This is a genomic window from Enterococcus sp. C76 (genome assembly GCF_040886985.1).
In the GTDB taxonomy this organism is placed as follows: domain Bacteria; phylum Bacillota; class Bacilli; order Lactobacillales; family Enterococcaceae; genus Enterococcus_B; species Enterococcus_B lactis.
In genome coordinates this window covers 82,301-98,551 of record NZ_JBFOEY010000006.1, presented here as the reverse complement: position 1 = coordinate 98,551, position 16,251 = coordinate 82,301, and the positions used below count along the sequence as shown (strand labels likewise).

Below are 16,251 nucleotides of genomic sequence, written 5' to 3'. Positions count from 1 at the left end.
ATTATTCCCTCTCTTCTTTTAAAATTTGATATTTATTTTTACTTTTGATTGGTTCAAACGTTATAAATTTACTGAATAGTAATCCGTATACGGGAATAATAAAAAAAACAAACAGTTGAGAGTAACTGGAAGAACCCAAGCCTACAAGACCAAACATCACTATACATACAAGATACGAAAGAAACCATTTACAAATTATTAATACACTTAATCTTGCTTTGGAATTCTGATGGTCCTTTTCTATTTTATTCAACCAAACATATTCTTTAGTAATAAATACATGTGTTGATCCTTTAGTGTATAAGCTTACTAAAATAACGATTGCACCCAAAAAAACAATAGTTATAGTTAACAACCAATTTTTAATAATATTAGAATTGTATGTTAGGCTTGAAAAATTATATTTATCTGGAAAAAACATTACATTGAATAAATATATTAAAAAAATAACAACCTCCCAACGTATTTTACTCTCTCTCACTTTTTTAGCATCATCTAAGCTTGTCGAGTACGTTATCGATTCAACAGGAAATAATTTCCAACTTCTAGTCACTTCTGGAAATAACCCCGGAAAATAATTTCTAATATCTCTGGGATTCGAATAGTCTATTATATAATATTTACCATGCACCTTAATTTTATAGTAACGAAGATCTATTCTCTCTGCTTCTTCAATTAAGTATTTATTCCTCTTTTCCACCACCAAGATGCCCCTTTCAATGATTTTAAAGAACTAGAAAACGCTTTGCCTACATCTGCTATTTCTTCTTTAACTTTTTTACCAATATCATTTATCCCATCTCCAATTGTATCAACAGCATTTTTAAATTCTTTTGAATTTTTATATAATGCGCTTACACCTACAGAAATCGCAACACCTGCAACAACAGCTCCAACTACAGGGGCACCAACTGTAGCTATAAATCCAGTAGCTGCAGCACCCGCATACACTGAAACGGAACTTGCTGCAGCTGCTCCAACTACTCCACCTACATAACCTAGCGATGTAGATACAGCACTATAAGTTATCGCCCTACCCACATTTCTATGCTCGCTATTAAATTCTTTAAACTCTCCATACGCTCCAGCTACTATTAGGGCTTTTCCTCCTACTCTACTGATACTACCTATATAACTACTGGTAGAATTAGACATAGAACTTAATTTACTTGTCATCCATTTTCGCGGTTTGAATGTATCTTTTACAAAAGTTCCTAAAGCAGATCTTGGACGCAATTTAGCTGCCCAAGATTTCCCTATATTTTTTCCTTCTTTTAATATTTTTTCTTCCGTTTTTTCTAAAAATTTACCTAAAGATTCTTTCGAGAATTCTGCTGGAGTTAACCCCTTCCGAAAGTCTTTTACTGTCTCTTCTATTCCGTAAGATGAAGCTTCTTTTTTTACTGAATTTTTTATTTTTTTAAACCATGTTTTATCCATCCCTTTCGGCAATACATACGAACCATCACGATTGACTGTAGTGTTGTTCAATACCATCACCGCTTGCATCGCAAGTTCAAATTCTTCTAGACTGCTTGTAAACAAATGCTTCGTTTTTGCATCGAATTCTTTTAACTGGTTCAATTTCTTTTGTATCCGTACGATATCTCGCTGATAGCTTTCGGCTCTTCTCAAGAAATCTTGTTGCTGGTTTCTTAACATTTCCGCGATTGTCGGGAGCGGGATATTGGCCAAGGCTCCTGCTGTGTGAGCTGCGTTTTCCAATGAAGCTTTCGAGCGTTGTAAGATGGTCAATTGTTGTTTCAGATTCTCTTCATCCAAATAGCCTTCACTAGCAATGAAGCTGTTGGCTGCTGAAAATTGGTTCAGCTCCTGTTGGATCGTGTCTATGGCGCTAGACACACGTTTGATCGTCGGCAGGATCAAGTCCGAAAACAGCCCTTTTCCTGCATTGTAGGCAGCTCCGGACAAGGTATGACCATCAATGGCAGCGATCAGTTGTTGGCTTCCTGCATTCAGTTGCCTGATAGTCGTTCGAGCGATGGATAGATTGGCAGACAGCGAACTTTTTAAAGTTGAAGCGTCTTTGCTGGAGTAGATTAATCCCATGGAAGCTTATTCCTTTCCTCTTGAAATTGTATTCGTTCTTCGTTTAACTGTTCTGTCATACTAAAGCATTCTTGGTTGAACTCTTGATTCTTTTGTTGTAAATATTGTTTCAATTTCCTTTGCCTATCAGTCAACTCTTCTTGAAACCAGCTAGCTTCTCTATTGCCACCGCTAACTAGTTCTTGATTCAAGTTTTGTAAGTTACGCAAGTCTCGCACTAAGTCACCTTCTAGCAACTCAGATAAATCTTGTAATTGTCTTTTTGTATGGGTCAATACGTCTATTTGTTGTTCTGTTTCTATAATTTTTTGATTATATTCGGTTCTTAACTTAGAATTATTTGTTTGTTCCATATTAATAACCTCTTATTTAAATTTTGTCTGGCTATCTCGTGATGCAATAGCAGCTGCTAATTTCGGAAATTTATTTGCTTGTATATTGATACAGTCGACAAGTTTCGATAAATTCGTTAGCATCTGGTTGCTCACTTGCGCTCCTTTTTTCATTCCAGAAAGATTACTTTTTTCTAATGTGCATTGGTACCCACTGCTAACAGATACTTTATTTATCCCCGAAGCTGCTGCTTGAGTTGCTCCTTGGTTTGAAGCGATTTTTACCATAAACTATCCCTCTTGCTTTCTAAATTTATAGAACGGATCTTCTTTTAGCTTCTCATCTTCATACTCATCTTGGATTTCTTCTGTTTCTTGAGGTTCTGGAGTCATCTTCTCTACAGAAGAAGCTTGATTTGCCATTGCGTTAGTCATTCGCCTAATCAACTCTTCTAAAAACTGAGAATCTGTTTCATTTGAATAGCCTTCAAAAACAACATCTAAAATATCTCCAAATTCAATAGAAAAGATCTCCTCACTGGGTATATCTCCAAAAGGATGTGGTGCTACTTTGTATCTTGAGATGATCTTTCCCTGTTCATTTTTAGCAATAGCTCGTGCCACAACTAGATAAAGCCTTGTGCCGTATATTTCTTCGTTGTCTAAACGTACCATACTCCCTAATGGTAAAAATGCTGTACTTAATTGTTCCATCAATCTTTTACCTCCGTTGGAATCACAATTTGTGCTAAACTATCTTCTTCTAAACGATGTAAAACATTTATTGGTACAGGTAAATTTTGTTGGTTATACGGGATGTTTCCCACAAAAGACTGCTTTTGCAAAATACCTCCAAAAAGTATTTGAGATATATTTTCTTTGAGTAAGGTGACAAAACTACCATAAGTTGCATCGATTTTTGTTAAATTATCAAAAACGATTACTTGTAACTGCTCTTTCCCGTTGGCTAATACCTGCGCAACTTCTTCAGCGTCCAAAGATAATTTATCTGTAAAATTCACTAACCCATTCACAACCACCAAGCGCTTCTTCACGTTACTTTCTAACATAGCGTCTATCGCTTCTTTCAATTCGACATTTTGGTGACTGATTTGTGTTCGATCAATGTAAACTGCTACCTTGTCAGCTATTTTCTCTAAAGTACCTGAAACATCAATGATGACAATATCTGCTTCTGATTGAAACCCTGTGACTTGTTGGATAAACCAAGGAGTCAATAGTTGGAATTGTCTATTGGATTCTGTGAAAATCCCCAATGTTTTTCCTTGAAATAAATGGAAAGACTCAGGTATTGATGATAACTTATTCAATCCTAAATAAAACGCATCTCTTTCTTTTTTCGGTACAAATCCATTAAATGTTTCATACGTCAATTCACTTGGAACCATCGGAATTTTTTCTGGTCTTACGCCATTCCATGCTTGTTCCATCGAAGATACTTCTTTTTCTAAATGTTCAAGAATTGCTGCATTATTTTCTCCTGCCACTGGTAAATAAATTTGGATAGCTGCGGGTTTATCGAGCACAACTTGGCCACGCCCATTAATTGCTTGAGGAACAAGGCTTGCACGACCTACTAAGCTGGTGATTTCCGTTTCATCATTCAAATATAGAGCTATTTTGGTAGAAATATTACTCAGCATATTCATACGAACGCTACCTACTCGATTAGCAGTAAAAATAAGATAGCATCCTAAACTCGCACCATCACGAAGTAGCTGCAGGAGTAGTCCATCGATTTTTTCCTTACGCGTATCATCCGTGCTTAGACCATCATAACTATCAAGGACTGTAATAACGATTGGTAATGTTATTTGCCTTTTCGTTTCATATTGTTCAAGATTTGCTACGCCGCATTCTTTGAATAACTGTTTTCTTTCTGTTAATACAAGAGAAATCCTATCCAACATTTTTTGCAGCTTTTCGTCTTCCTCCAAAGTGACAATGTCTGCTGTGTGAGGCAAATTTTTTAATGGCAATAGACCATTATTCCCAAAGTCCAATAAATGAAAGTGAATCTGTTCCGGCGTGTTCTGACGTGAAAGATTCATCGTAATCGTTTGCAATATTGTTGATTTTCCGTACCCCGGACTTGCAAATATAGCAGTGTGGCTAGCTTTTACCAAATCATAATTATAGATTTCTTGTGTTTGTTTGGACGGTATGTCTACTACTCCAAGCGGGATATCCATTTTTCTTTCTTTCGTTTCTTTCACAGACGGCGTCACGATCTGGTCTTCCAGATTGGGTAACCAAGGCTTCTCGGGGAGGATATAATCCGACTGTTGAAAAATTTGATCGATCTTGTCAATCACTGCCTCTAGTTGCGTTGGTAATTCGCTAGTATCTTTTCCTTGAATCACTTCCTCACCAGGATCATAGAGCACCTCTGATTGCCCTAAATCATTGATCATAAAAATCCGTTCGTCCACATTCTCTTCGATTATTTTGTCTGGATCATATGAAACACCGGCATAACCGCTTTGGAATAATTCATATACTTCATTTTCGCCAACTTTAAGATAACCACGACCAGGATTTATGATTTGAGCAGCATCTGGGATTTTTAGTAATTCATTCGAATCTTGGACACTAGCCATTTTAAGTGCGATTTTACTTGTACTATTTGCTTCAATCTGGTCATTTACCACACCAGATGGCTTTTGTGTGGCTAGAATCAAATGGACTCCTAGCGATCGGCCGATTCGTGCTACTGAGGTCAATTCTTCTAAGAATTCAGGAACATTTGCTTTTAATTCAGCAAATTCATCTGAAACTAAAATCAAATGTGGTAATGGTTTACTAGGATAAGTGATAGCTGGATTAGGGTTTAGACGTTGTTTATATAAACTCATGTATCCATTGATATTGTTTACTCCATATTTAGCAAACTCTCTTTGTCTTTTGTTCAGTTCTGCTTTGATACTTGCCAATGCACGAGCCGTCCCTGCACCATCTAGATTAGTAATTGCCCCCATGAAATGAGGTAATTTTTCTAATGTATTTGCAATTCCTCCACCTTTCCAGTCAATAATCAGCATTCCGATATCCTCTGGAGAAAAATTAATCGCCAAACCTAGCAAATAGGTGGTCAAAAACTCCGATTTTCCTGAACCAGTCGTTCCTCCAACGAGTGCATGTGGACCATGAACCCGCTCATGCAGATCCCAATAGACATACTCCGATTTTCCTCTCCAGCCAATCAAAGAACGAATTGATTTGTTTGGTTCAGCTTTCAACCAGCGAGTCCGAATAGAAAGTTCTTCTATTTTTTTCACTTCGTATTGATCTAATAAACTAAGACTTTCCGGCACCGCATTCTTCTCCACTTCCACGTGCTGCAGGTTCGCTAAACGCTGGATGGCTTGCTCCAGTGGATAGCTAGTTGGCAGATGATTTGGCAAGAAGGTCTGATTGATGTATTCGCTGTTTTGATTGATCAGGGTAGCAGATTCACTACTTTGATATTCGATGAGCGTTGTCGTTGTCTCCGGCAGCATGTTCAAGGCTTCTTTTCCCCAAATGACTGTCACACCGTAAAGACTCATGTCTTCAGCCAGAAATTCATTCAATCCATGACCTGAAAGCCAGCTTTCATCAAGGATCGAAAAAATGTAATGCGGCTGAAAAACAACTGTTTCATTTCCGGCTTCTTTGACTTGCTGGCGTCGCTTTGTCAGCATTTGATAAAAGGAATTCAGGACCATGTCCCGTGACTGTGCGTGATGGACGATTCCCCGAAGATTCAAATGTCGGATCTTCGTATGGGGCAGCCAGCGCCAGGCACTCCACTCCTTTTGATAATCCGCTTCCGGAACCAATGTGATGAATTCGACATCTCGATACGAATGAAGAACCGATAATTGGAAAAGGATGGTTTGGACGGCGGTTCGCAGTACAGCAGATGGTCCTGCTAATCCTAGCGTCTGATCCTTTAGCGGAACGACGATTGGCGCTTCGTCCAACTGTTTATAAGGCCAGACGAGCTGTTCTTCTGCTTCTTTGCTCAAATCATCTTCTTCTGCTGGCTGGTAGTTCGTCTTGAAACTGGAGATGATTTCTCCTGTGCCCACTCGAATATTCAAAAAATCTTCATTGCGGCTCATACGCTCATAGATCCGCGCATGATATTCTTTAGCCATCACAGCCAAATCATCTATAGAAGGATTCATGTACGCCAACGCTTCTTTTTGTTTTTGCTGCAGCTTGTTCAGTTCTGATTTTTTTTGAAGCATATACTGGCGGTAGGTGGTTTCCCGTTCCTCGTTTGTTCGTTTCGTTTCTTTTTTATTGGTCAGATAACTGGAAACTGAAAAACCAGCTGTCAATAGACTCGCACCACCCATGCTCAGCATCATGATCGGGTTTCCTCCGCTAAGAAAACTTGTGGCACCGCTTAAAACGACCATACCAAGTGGTGGCACGATTGTTTTCAATAAGTCATTCCTGCCTTCTGTTTCTTTTGGTTTCGGTGCAAGGATCTCGATTTCATTCGCTGGTTCTTTCAAATGGATACGCGGGCTTCTTCTAAAAAATGGGAAATCATCCGGATATTCGGGAAGAAACGTTTCTTCTACCAGTTTCCATGGATCCAGCTGATAGTTTGTGCCCAGACTGGTGAAACGCAGCTGCTTTTCCCGGACTTCGATCACTAAACGATCGACCATCAACCGATCTCCTACGCCAAACGAAAATGTACCTTCTTGTATAAGCTGATCGTTGTAGTAAACACGTTCCTTACTCGGATAGATCTTCAGCTGATATTCTTTGGTTTTAGGATCGATAGGAATTGAGATCAATGCATCTGTTTCTAAAAAAACTGCCGATTTTTTCGCTCCGGAGATCAGAAAATCTTTTTTTGGTTTATTCGTAAAAACAGTTTCCAGCTCTTCATGTCTTAAAATCAGCAAGTGTTCATCTGACTTGATTGGTTTTCCGTCACACAATAACTTCTGGTCTTCATAAGTGAAGCTTTGACCATTAAGTACGACTTGACGCTGTTTCTCGGTGAGTTGTTCATGGACGAACGTTTCACCAAAATAAAAAATATCAAAGAGGATCTTTACAGATGTCCGGATTTGATCACTTAATGGGACGAACCGATCAGTTGGCTTCATTTCCATCTTCTCCTCCTAACAACTTCATGTATTTATTGATCTCTTCTTCATACTTTGTGAGCAATTCTTGTTTTTTCTCACCTTTCATCTTGTTGTTGGTCTTTGTTGCATCGTATAACTTGGTATAAGCGTGTAAGATATATTGATTGTCACCAAGATTCTTAGCGACATCCAGTGCCTTATCGAAGTTCCCTTTTCCAGCATAGATCCAGTAAAGCAATGTGTTGTCGCTCGATTTAAGGGACAAGTTATTTAAAATAGCTGCCTTTTGTTCATTGGACAAATTGTCCAGTTGTACGGCACTGACTGCGGCAACATATTTAGCACCAGTGGGCAGTTTTTCAGGTTCGTCTTCTTTCAACGTATTCAAAACACCAGCGTAATCATTGGCGATATATTGTGTCTCAGCAGAACTGATACGCTCTTGTGCCGGGAGTTTATCCAGAGCATAGATCCCTGTCGCAACAGCAAATCCGATTGTCGATACCCCCAATACCAAGCTGCTCCACTTAAAAATCTGATGATTTCTTTTACTGACCACTTGTGTTTCTTTGGCTCGTTTTTGCTTTTGCTTCAGAATCTCCGTTGCTAGCAACTGATCGATGATTTCGATCGTATCTGCTTCGTTTATTTTTTTTGTAAAGGCATCTTTCAGCGTACCGCTGCCTTCGATCAGCAGTTCATAGTTTAATCTAGGATGCAGGATATAAAGGACCAATGCCCGATATTGCTTGATAAAATCATCTTCTTCATTGATATAAGGGACGATCGTTTCCATAAATCCTCGGTGCCCGATAACTAGTTCTTCTCCACGAACGAATAGATTAGCAGGATGGAGAAAAGGCTGAGCTGGACGGTGTAGAAAATCCGTTAAGAAATGGATTTTTTGTGCCAGCAGCAAACGTTGGAAAAGTTCTTCTTTTTTATAGCGAATAACCAGCTTTTCTTCTGTTGCTTCTATAATCTCTCCTGACAGCATTCGGATACCATGTGCTAAAAAGTGCTGATACTGTGTCAGTTTGTCCAGCCTATACTGATTGGCCTGCAGAGTCACCTCTACAGCGTTAGTCTCATTCATAAATCCAATGGTTTGGTCGATGTTCTGTATTTCTCTCACAGTGGGTTTTCCTCCCTGTTTTTTTGTCTTTCGATCACTTGTAACTGATCGCCATTGCCTAAAGAATAATCAGCTAAGATAGCCTCATTTCTCAAATGGATGGGTTTATTCAAAAGAGCCAATTCAAAATTTTCGGGAAGTCGGATATGAATGATTGGAAACGACTCTTGTAAAATTGTTTTCAGTCGTGCCACAGTGACTTGGCTTGGGACTTTCAGATCGATGATCCGATCAGCTGTATGCAGACTGATACTGATTGTTGTACCTTTTTCCATGCTACACGCCACTCCTGCTCCTTTTATTTTTGTGATAAGCTAATTGTTTCCCTAAAAATAGACCGATTCCTATGCATAGGCTTCCGCCAAGAACATAGCCGCTAAAGGTAACCAGCTGATTTACTTTCCTTTGCTGCATGGTCGAAGAAGAAGTACTTTGGACTGAAGCAACAGTGTCTCCTTCTTTGAAGAGATAAGGCATTACTTTTTGGTCAAGAGCTTCTGGCTCAGTCGTTTCCTCAAAAAATACTTTTTCCTGTGCAGTTGAGACCAGTTCTTTTTGTTTTGCTTTCAATTGCTGATCTTTCGCTTCTTTCTCCGCCAAAAACAAGTCGTTGATGGCAAATGAGACCTCGTTTCCGCCTGCTTCCGTTTGCTGATCCTCATAGATTACCTGATTGTTGATTGTAAGAGACCCTTGTTCAGCATGCACACGTGTTCCGTCGAAGCTAATAGGAAAAAGAACACTCAAAATACCGATGATCCAACAGATTTTTCTTTTTTTATTCATGATTCACGCTCTTTTCTATCTTGTTCTTCAGGAAGAACAATGAGATTCAGAAACAGTCCTAAAACAAGAAGGATGGCGATCACAAGATAACTGACCCAACTGATACGGCCGCCATTCAGCAGGACTGTGAAACCATTTTGGATATTTTGGAGCGGTGACAGCCGATAGAGAAACTCGGTGAATGAACCTATTTTGACCGTCACTCCTAATAATGGTGTGAGTATGAAATACAATCCTAGAACGATGCCGTAACCATATAAGGTAAGTTTCTTGAATTGCCGTAAACAGCCTGTGACAAGCAGCTGCATGCTGGCAAAGGTCAAAAAGGCATAGCTGAACCACAACAAGCGATTCGCCGTGCCAGCACTTGCACTGGTAGCACCAGCATAAAAACCGGCAAGTAAGATCGTCACAAACGAAAGAAGAAAGACATTAGGAACGTTCAGCCATATCCTTGTCGGCTGAACCAGCAGATTGGCTTCTGTCACTTTACGTTTTTTCATAAATCCTAGTAATGAAAGCCCTGCGACCATAAGCAGAATCGCGCCAGTTAATGTTGCGTAATAAGGAACTAACGAGATTTGTCTTGTTTGTCCGAACACACCTTTTCCTTGGATCGGCCGTGACAGAAAATGAAAAACTTGTGTATTGTCTGCTCCGCCGTTTTTCGTGTTGGACAACACTTTTTCAAAGTTCTTTGCATATTCTTCGTTTTCTTTCGTTATTTGCTTCGATTGTTGAATCGATTGATCCAGATTGGTGAGGATCGTTGTTGCATTTGTCTGAACATCAGCTGTCGTTGTTTTTAATTCTTCGATTACCGGCGCGATATCTTTGACTTCTGCAGCAGATTTCTCGGTGCTAGCAACCGTTTCTTTGGATGATCGCATTAGTTCTTGCATCGTTTGGACTAAAGACTCTGTTTGGGTGGCAATTTGTTTCGTCTCGTTTTCTTCAGGATGCGGATTTTCTTCATTGATCACTGATGCGGCTTCGATTTTTGCTGTTTCGCCCCATGTATTGTATGAATCCTTGATTTGCCGGTTGGCATCTGTGAACCATCGATTCAATTTATCTGCTTCCTGTAGCAGTTTTTCCGGGATGGTCATCAGATTCAATGTGCCGTAAAGCGTAGGGCTGGCTTCTTCTTTATTCTGATCTGTTTCATGCCCAATGACCGCTTGCAGTCGATTGATCTGAGTCTCGGTGTCCTTGTAGATCCTGTCTCCTGATTTCTTGTATTCTTCATATAATTTATCGGTAATGACCGTTTGTTTCTCAGCATTCGTAATATTGTCATACCGACGATAGATCGATTGGTCTTTAGCTAATTCCAGAACTGTTTTCCCTTGATTTTCTGACGCACGGATCATGGCAGCATAAGACTGGACTGATAACGACTGGTTCGGATTACCGAAAAGAGTCGCGATTTGCTGCGCAGCAGTATCCAGTGCTTGTAAATGTGTCAGAATTTTAGGCACATCATCGATCAGCGGCTGATCCATCGGGAGATAGACGGCATAGTGATGATCGCTTTGGACCGTTTCGTTCCTGCACCATGAATAGTGAAGTTCATTATAAGATGTCGCTTGTTCTATTGAGTTCAAATGCCAGATGATCGGCAGGTTGACCGTGAATGTCACCTGTTTCGGCAATTCTTTTTCTTGCGGGTCATCTGTTGAATCTTGCGTACTTTCTTCCGTTTCTTCGATTTTTTCAGGTGCTGCGAATGTAAATTGATGATCTGAATGGTCGATGATCGTAGTTTGATAGCGATAAGGATGCAGTTCATCATTCACTAACTGTTCGATTTCTTGCAGCTTGGGACCATCTAGCATCACACTGACTTGTTCTTGCGAATCAGCTGGTAATTGGATCGAATAAGTATTCTCTTTTGTCGGGTCCATGGAAAGCGTGACTGTTTGCTGCGGAATGGTGATCATTTCAGGATGTCCTTGTCTAGGATCTAAATACGTGAAATGGACCTCTTTTCCCAATGGCTTGTTCAAATCATTGGCGTATTTTCGGACGATTGCCAGTTCATCCAAGTAAAGGGAAGCTTGATCAGGTGTGATTACTTGCTGTTTTGCTAATTCGTCCACTAACTGTTCCAAGCTCTTGTCTGGGATCTGAGCCAATGAGGTCTCTAGTGTTCCTTGATACTCAGCGTTCAATTTGGGTGCGTTCCCTCCCAAATCGGAAATCAGCTGGAGGATAGCTGTTTTCACTTGCTCGGTGGTTGCTGTATCAGGAGTAGCTGTAGGATCGTTATAATAAGTCGCTGCAATCTGGCTTTTCAACTGGGTCAACTGTTCTGTCTGGGCTTGTAGCTCACCGATTTCTGCCTGAAGTTCCGTGATTCTTTTTATTTGTGTCACTTGGAAAAGAACCGATTCTGATAAAAAACCGGCGTACACACCTGTGCTTTCTTGTTCATTGCTGGTATAAAAATCACCCAACTGGGACAAGATTGTTTCATTCAATTGATCGTGCTGCTTTTTATAGTCTGCCGTATCTGTTTCCCATTGTTCGTTGAGCTGCTTTTTTTGCATCGCTACTTGATCATTGAATTGTCTGATCGATTCTTTCAGTTTTTCATTTGCCTGCTTTGTGTAGTCCTCGACCGATTCTTTGACTGCTTCAGTCGATTGGCTGCCTCCTTCTAATCCTTGATTGTTTCTGTCCAGCAACTCTTTGACCGACTGGACAAAGGCTTGCTGCTGGGCAGTAAAAGACTGATTGTCTGTGTCTAAAATACTGGCTGTTTCCAGCACATTCGTATAATTGCCTGGGATTTCTTTGAATGGACTGTAAATAGATGATTCCAAATTCGTCTGATAGTTTACTTGTGTTCCGGCGATTTGATTCACGTTTTGCTGTGCTTCAAATAAATTCCCGACGATACTGGAAAAATACATTTGGATAATCCGCTGATTGAAGTCCGTTAAGATCATGTTGACATTGTCTTGAATCATTTGATTCGTGATTTCATTTTGTCCATCTCGAACTTGATATTCGATCAATGCTTTTTCCGGATTGATACTTTGCAGCGAGAGCAATTTTTCAGAAAAATCTTGGGGAATGATGATTTGCGCATCAAATTGCCCGCTTTCTACACCAGCTGTAGCGATGTTTCGAGTGGTGGTTTCCCAGCGATTTTTACTGTCTTTATTGATCAATGTCACAAAATCCGAACCTAATGAATAATTTTTGCCTTCAAATACTGCTCCTTTATCTTCGTTGACTAGTGCATATTGCATTTTCCCTGTAGGATCAGTTGTACTGATCGTGACATTATCATCTTTGAATCCTAGATAGATGAAGAAAAGCAATAGACATAGACTGGCAATGATTGTCAGGAATAAAGAAACCTTTCTTTTTAAATTTATTTTCATATCAAAAACGTCCACTCCTTCCCAATGAATGACGAAACTTTTTTGCTTCAAGTAATAGGGCAAATTTTTGTGAAAACTTATTGAAAAATTTGTACAAAAATTGGTCCTAATACCTGTGTTGAACAAGCCCCTATTGAAAGGAAGAGGCGATGAGGGTTCTCACTGCCTCTTCCATTTGCTTAAAATCCAAATGAGCTAGCGTCTTGACGATCCCGTTCTGCCACAGTGTCAGCATACTTGTTCAACTGTTGATTGATGCTTTCCAATAACTGCTCCATCTGTTTGACATTTCCTTCCAGCTGATTGTATTGCTCTAAATATGCTTGGAAGGCTTGTCCTTTCCATTGTTGAGCGATTTGTTGGTTCATGGAATTGACCTTTCTGATCGCATCTTGGATTTGAGATGCTGCCTGCTGGTAGACCTTTGCCTGTGATTTAAGCTGTTCGGGTGTGACTGCAATTGCTCCTGCCATGTTTGTTCCTCCTAATAAAAAGTTATTTTTGTTACGCGTACATCATAAACTATTTTTTGTCTCTGTGGTCAAAATGTAGCATTCACGCACATCATGTGTCGTATACGACGTGTTATTTTGCCTCCTTCTTCCTCCTTTTTTGACTGGTCAAAAATCCAAGAAAAATAACTATACAAATTATTTCTAATCTCACATATTTTTCTAAGTATGACCTTTTTAAATTTATTACAAATCACTTTGAAATAATTCTTAAAAACTGGCTGATATTTTAATGTTTTATGTTCTTTCTCAAAAAAATATAAAAAAAACGGCTAATATTTACTTGACAATACTCCTCTATCCCCCTTTTCTTTCTATCCGGAACGAATATTCCTTCTTGTAAATGCAGATGATCCTCCTTCGTTTTATATGTGGTGAATATTCTCCCATTTATTAAGTACGTAAACATTTGAAAAAATTTTTTTGATTTGATTTTTTATTGTCTCATTATCCTTTTGATATTTTTCATGCAAAAAAATAGCCAAGGTATTTGATGTAACACCTCGGCTGTCTCTCTTTTTATTTGTCTACTACTAGTAATTCGTCTAATTGAAAATCGATTTCATAGATTCTTTCTACATTTCTCAAAAGTTCATGATTCATTTTATGATATTTCGTTGCACCAAGTTGCTGACAAATCTGCAACGCTTGGTTTACTTTTTGTCTTCCTTTTTCATTTCCTTTGATCATCTCCCAGATTCCAGTGAGTAGGGAATACTGATTTCGTTCAAAGAACATATCTTCTTCTAAAAAGACTGCTTCAAGTTTTGAGATATATTTCCAAATTAGTCCGCGTTGTTGCTGCTGGATAAAATGGATAATCGCATTTGCCAGCATCCGAAAGCTCTCATTCTTTCGATCCTTGCTGTTTTGATAAGCGGAAATACTGACTAATGCTTTATCTAACACTAAATCAATAAAGAATGGATCAAAAGCATACATACAATGATTGAATAACACCAACTCATAGTTCGTCCATGTCTGTGCATAAATCAGATACTGATAAACTTCTGAATCAGCAACATCAATTGGCTCATCTACTATACGAGCAATCAGTAATTTGCATAAACTAGCTAGATGTCTCTCCTTTTGAGTGATGTCTCCTTTTTCTTCGCACAGGCTGATCAAATGTTGCAATTCTTCTTTATCTTGATTCATAAATGCTAAAACCATTTCTTTCATCATCCGGTCCATGTTTGCCACTTCCGGCGGATAATCGAATATCCTCAGTTCATCATAACCAAGATTGAGTTTTTGTAAAAAATATGAAAATTTGCTAACTGTCGTGTCTGCTTGATTTTTTACAAACCGTTCGTAAACGGATCGGCTGACTTCCTTTCCGCATAATTCTGCTACGGAGATACCTTTTTGCTTTCGAACAAATTCGATGATCTCCCATACTTCCATTTTGCCAACTCCTTTATAAATATGGCTCTCCTTCAGTTGAAAACAATCGCAACATGATTTTGTATGAAATAACATATACCAATCCATCAGATCTTCATTTTTCATTTCTAAAAATCATTTTTTCGTAAGACGTTCCTTATTTTTCATGATATCATCGCTGTTAAAACCAATTGTTCATTTACCAGTATTTTTAAAAAAACTTAATCATAATAGTTGTTTTATAATTTTGCAATCCATTAGGGGATAAAGAATAAGCGGTAAAGCAATACATATAATACGTTATTTTATTTTCGCTATATGAAAAATACTCATTTTTATTTTTTCTAGTAGAATTTTATCTTCTAAGTATGCCCCTCGTATGAACTATTTACCATTGACAAACGTTAAACAAAAATTTAGAATATTCACAAGTTTGACGACAATTATGAAAATTTATGTCGTGCTAAAGGAGTTTTGTTATTGGATGAAAAGTTAGATATAAAAACTGCGATCAAAGACACGTTACCTACCGTTTTTGGTTATATCGGTATTGGACTTGCATTTGGTATCGTTGGGAAAGCTGCCGGGTTTCATCCGCTGGTCGTCACGTTGATGTCCCTGCTGATTTATGCTGGTTCCGCTCAATTTATCACGGTCAGCATGCTTGCTAGCCACAGTCCGTTGCTTTCCATCGTTCTCTCGACCTTTCTAGTCAATTCCCGAATGATTTTGATGAGTATGACGATTGCCCCTTATTTCAAGAAAAATCGGCTGCTTCAAAATCTGCTCATTGGCACATTGCTGACAGATGAAAGTTTCGCACTGGGAATGAATAAATTGAACTATACTGGACAAAAGTTAAATTTTCGTTGGATGAATACAGCTAATTGGATTTCTTATTTGACGTGGGTGGGTTCTTCTCTTGTTGGCGCACTTTTAGGTAATTTTATTACTGATCCGAAAAAGTTTGGTTTGGATTTCGCCATCGTCGCTATGTTTATCGGCTTACTTTATCTTCAAGTCATTTCTGATAGAAACACCTCTAAACGATTACAGTTGATTCTGATTGGTCTCACTTTGATTCTGGTATATATCGGACTGATTTTTATCCCAAGCAACTTAGTGATCGTAGTTGTGACACTTATCGGGTGCGGATTGGGGGTGTGGATCAAACATGCCTTCTTTTGAGTTTACATTGCTGACTATTTTAGGTTGTACTCTAGCGACTTGGCTTTCTAGGGTCCTACCGTTTGTCTTACTGAAAAAATTCGACTTACCGCAACCGTTGCTTGAGTATTTAAGTTTTGTTCCAATCGTCATTATGTCTGCTTTATGGTTCAGCAGTCTATTTACCCAAAACATCGGACATCTGCCGCAGATCAATCTCGAAAATGCTTTGGCTTCGGTTCCTACTCTTTTAGCTGCTATTCTTTCAAAAAGCTTATTGGTGATCGTCTTGGTAGGTATTCTTTCCCTTTCATTGATTCGCTTATTATAAATAAAAAAACAAGAGCT

At 38.9% G+C, this 16,251-nt stretch carries 14 protein-coding genes; 2 read left to right on the top strand and 12 right to left on the bottom strand.

What is annotated here, in order from left to right; translation table 11 throughout:
• Nucleotide 1 precedes the first annotated feature (1 nt).
• The 12 genes from AB3I00_RS09320 to AB3I00_RS09265 all read right to left on the bottom strand — a co-directional run bounded on the left by AB3I00_RS09320 (nucleotide 2) and on the right by AB3I00_RS09265 (nucleotide 14,757).
• Nucleotides 2-700, bottom strand: coding sequence for a hypothetical protein (locus AB3I00_RS09320; protein ID WP_368025100.1), 699 nt, complete (start codon nucleotides 698-700; stop codon nucleotides 2-4).
• Complete coding sequence (locus tag AB3I00_RS09315; RefSeq protein ID WP_368025099.1) at nucleotides 676-2,070, bottom strand: T7SS effector LXG polymorphic toxin; 1,395 nt, start codon at nucleotides 2,068-2,070, stop codon at nucleotides 676-678. Before AB3I00_RS09315 ends, AB3I00_RS09320 begins: the two co-directional genes overlap by 25 nt.
• Nucleotides 2,061-2,423 carry a hypothetical protein gene (locus AB3I00_RS09310; protein WP_065772571.1) on the bottom strand — a complete coding sequence of 121 codons (363 nt, stop codon included), beginning with the start codon at nucleotides 2,421-2,423 and terminating at the stop codon, nucleotides 2,061-2,063. Before AB3I00_RS09310 ends, AB3I00_RS09315 begins: the two co-directional genes overlap by 10 nt.
• Nucleotides 2,424-2,435: 12 nt before the next feature.
• Nucleotides 2,436-2,690 (bottom strand): hypothetical protein, encoded by a 255-nt coding sequence (locus AB3I00_RS09305; RefSeq protein ID WP_368025098.1) that lies wholly within the window; start codon nucleotides 2,688-2,690, stop codon nucleotides 2,436-2,438.
• A gap of 3 nt (nucleotides 2,691-2,693) precedes the next feature.
• Complete coding sequence (locus AB3I00_RS09300; protein ID WP_083314633.1) at nucleotides 2,694-3,116, bottom strand: DUF4176 domain-containing protein; 423 nt, start codon at nucleotides 3,114-3,116, stop codon at nucleotides 2,694-2,696.
• Nucleotides 3,116-7,546, bottom strand: a complete 4,431-nt coding sequence (gene essC / locus AB3I00_RS09295; protein ID WP_368025097.1) for a type VII secretion protein EssC — start codon at nucleotides 7,544-7,546, stop codon at nucleotides 3,116-3,118. Before essC ends, AB3I00_RS09300 begins: the two co-directional genes overlap by 1 nt.
• Entirely contained in the window at nucleotides 7,527-8,657 is a 1,131-nt protein-coding gene (gene essB, locus AB3I00_RS09290) for a type VII secretion protein EssB (protein ID WP_368025096.1), read from the bottom strand. Before essB ends, essC begins: the two co-directional genes overlap by 20 nt.
• Nucleotides 8,654-8,932, bottom strand: coding sequence for an EsaB/YukD family protein (locus tag AB3I00_RS09285; RefSeq protein ID WP_002320467.1), 279 nt, complete (start codon nucleotides 8,930-8,932; stop codon nucleotides 8,654-8,656). Before AB3I00_RS09285 ends, essB begins: the two co-directional genes overlap by 4 nt.
• Before the next feature lies 1 nt (nucleotide 8,933).
• Nucleotides 8,934-9,443: a hypothetical protein gene (locus AB3I00_RS09280; protein ID WP_070770500.1), complete on the bottom strand. Its 510-nt coding sequence runs from the start codon at nucleotides 9,441-9,443 to the stop codon at nucleotides 8,934-8,936.
• The gene (gene esaA / locus AB3I00_RS09275) at nucleotides 9,440-12,838 is read right to left on the bottom strand and encodes a type VII secretion protein EsaA (RefSeq protein ID WP_368025095.1); all 3,399 of its coding nucleotides are present in this window, start codon (nucleotides 12,836-12,838) and stop codon (nucleotides 9,440-9,442) included. Before esaA ends, AB3I00_RS09280 begins: the two co-directional genes overlap by 4 nt.
• A gap of 179 nt (nucleotides 12,839-13,017) precedes the next feature.
• A complete protein-coding gene (locus tag AB3I00_RS09270; RefSeq protein ID WP_002315847.1) occupies nucleotides 13,018-13,311 on the bottom strand; it encodes a WXG100 family type VII secretion target in 294 nt (97 codons plus the stop codon).
• 558 nt (nucleotides 13,312-13,869) lie between these two features.
• Complete coding sequence (locus AB3I00_RS09265; protein ID WP_002329812.1) at nucleotides 13,870-14,757, bottom strand: transcriptional regulator; 888 nt, start codon at nucleotides 14,755-14,757, stop codon at nucleotides 13,870-13,872.
• A gap of 459 nt (nucleotides 14,758-15,216) precedes the next feature.
• Here AB3I00_RS09265 and AB3I00_RS09260 point away from each other — a divergent pair, with 459 nt between their 5' ends.
• Together AB3I00_RS09260 and AB3I00_RS09255 are read left to right on the top strand one after the other, a co-directional pair.
• Complete coding sequence (locus tag AB3I00_RS09260; RefSeq protein WP_002332246.1) at nucleotides 15,217-15,924, top strand: AzlC family ABC transporter permease; 708 nt, start codon at nucleotides 15,217-15,219, stop codon at nucleotides 15,922-15,924.
• Nucleotides 15,911-16,234, top strand: a complete 324-nt coding sequence (locus AB3I00_RS09255; RefSeq protein WP_002332245.1) for an AzlD domain-containing protein — start codon at nucleotides 15,911-15,913, stop codon at nucleotides 16,232-16,234. Before AB3I00_RS09260 ends, AB3I00_RS09255 begins: the two co-directional genes overlap by 14 nt.
• Nucleotides 16,235-16,251: the final 17 nt, after the last annotated feature.

Coding starts and splice junctions, on each gene's coding strand:
- esaA (WP_368025095.1), bottom strand. CDS start 12,838: ATGAAAATAAATTTAAAAAGAAAGGTTTCTTTATTCCTGACAATCATT.
- AB3I00_RS09280 (WP_070770500.1), bottom strand. CDS start 9,443: ATGAATAAAAAAAGAAAAATCTGTTGGATCATCGGTATTTTGAGTGTT.
- AB3I00_RS09270 (WP_002315847.1), bottom strand. CDS start 13,311: ATGGCAGGAGCAATTGCAGTCACACCCGAACAGCTTAAATCACAGGCA.
- AB3I00_RS09300 (WP_083314633.1), bottom strand. CDS start 3,116: ATGGAACAATTAAGTACAGCATTTTTACCATTAGGGAGTATGGTACGT.
- AB3I00_RS09310 (WP_065772571.1), bottom strand. CDS start 2,423: ATGGAACAAACAAATAATTCTAAGTTAAGAACCGAATATAATCAAAAA.
- AB3I00_RS09305 (WP_368025098.1), bottom strand. CDS start 2,690: ATGGTAAAAATCGCTTCAAACCAAGGAGCAACTCAAGCAGCAGCTTCG.
- AB3I00_RS09315 (WP_368025099.1), bottom strand. CDS start 2,070: ATGGGATTAATCTACTCCAGCAAAGACGCTTCAACTTTAAAAAGTTCG.
- AB3I00_RS09285 (WP_002320467.1), bottom strand. CDS start 8,932: ATGGAAAAAGGTACAACAATCAGTATCAGTCTGCATACAGCTGATCGG.
- AB3I00_RS09255 (WP_002332245.1), top strand. CDS start 15,911: ATGCCTTCTTTTGAGTTTACATTGCTGACTATTTTAGGTTGTACTCTA.
- essC (WP_368025097.1), bottom strand. CDS start 7,546: ATGGAAATGAAGCCAACTGATCGGTTCGTCCCATTAAGTGATCAAATC.
- AB3I00_RS09265 (WP_002329812.1), bottom strand. CDS start 14,757: ATGGAAGTATGGGAGATCATCGAATTTGTTCGAAAGCAAAAAGGTATC.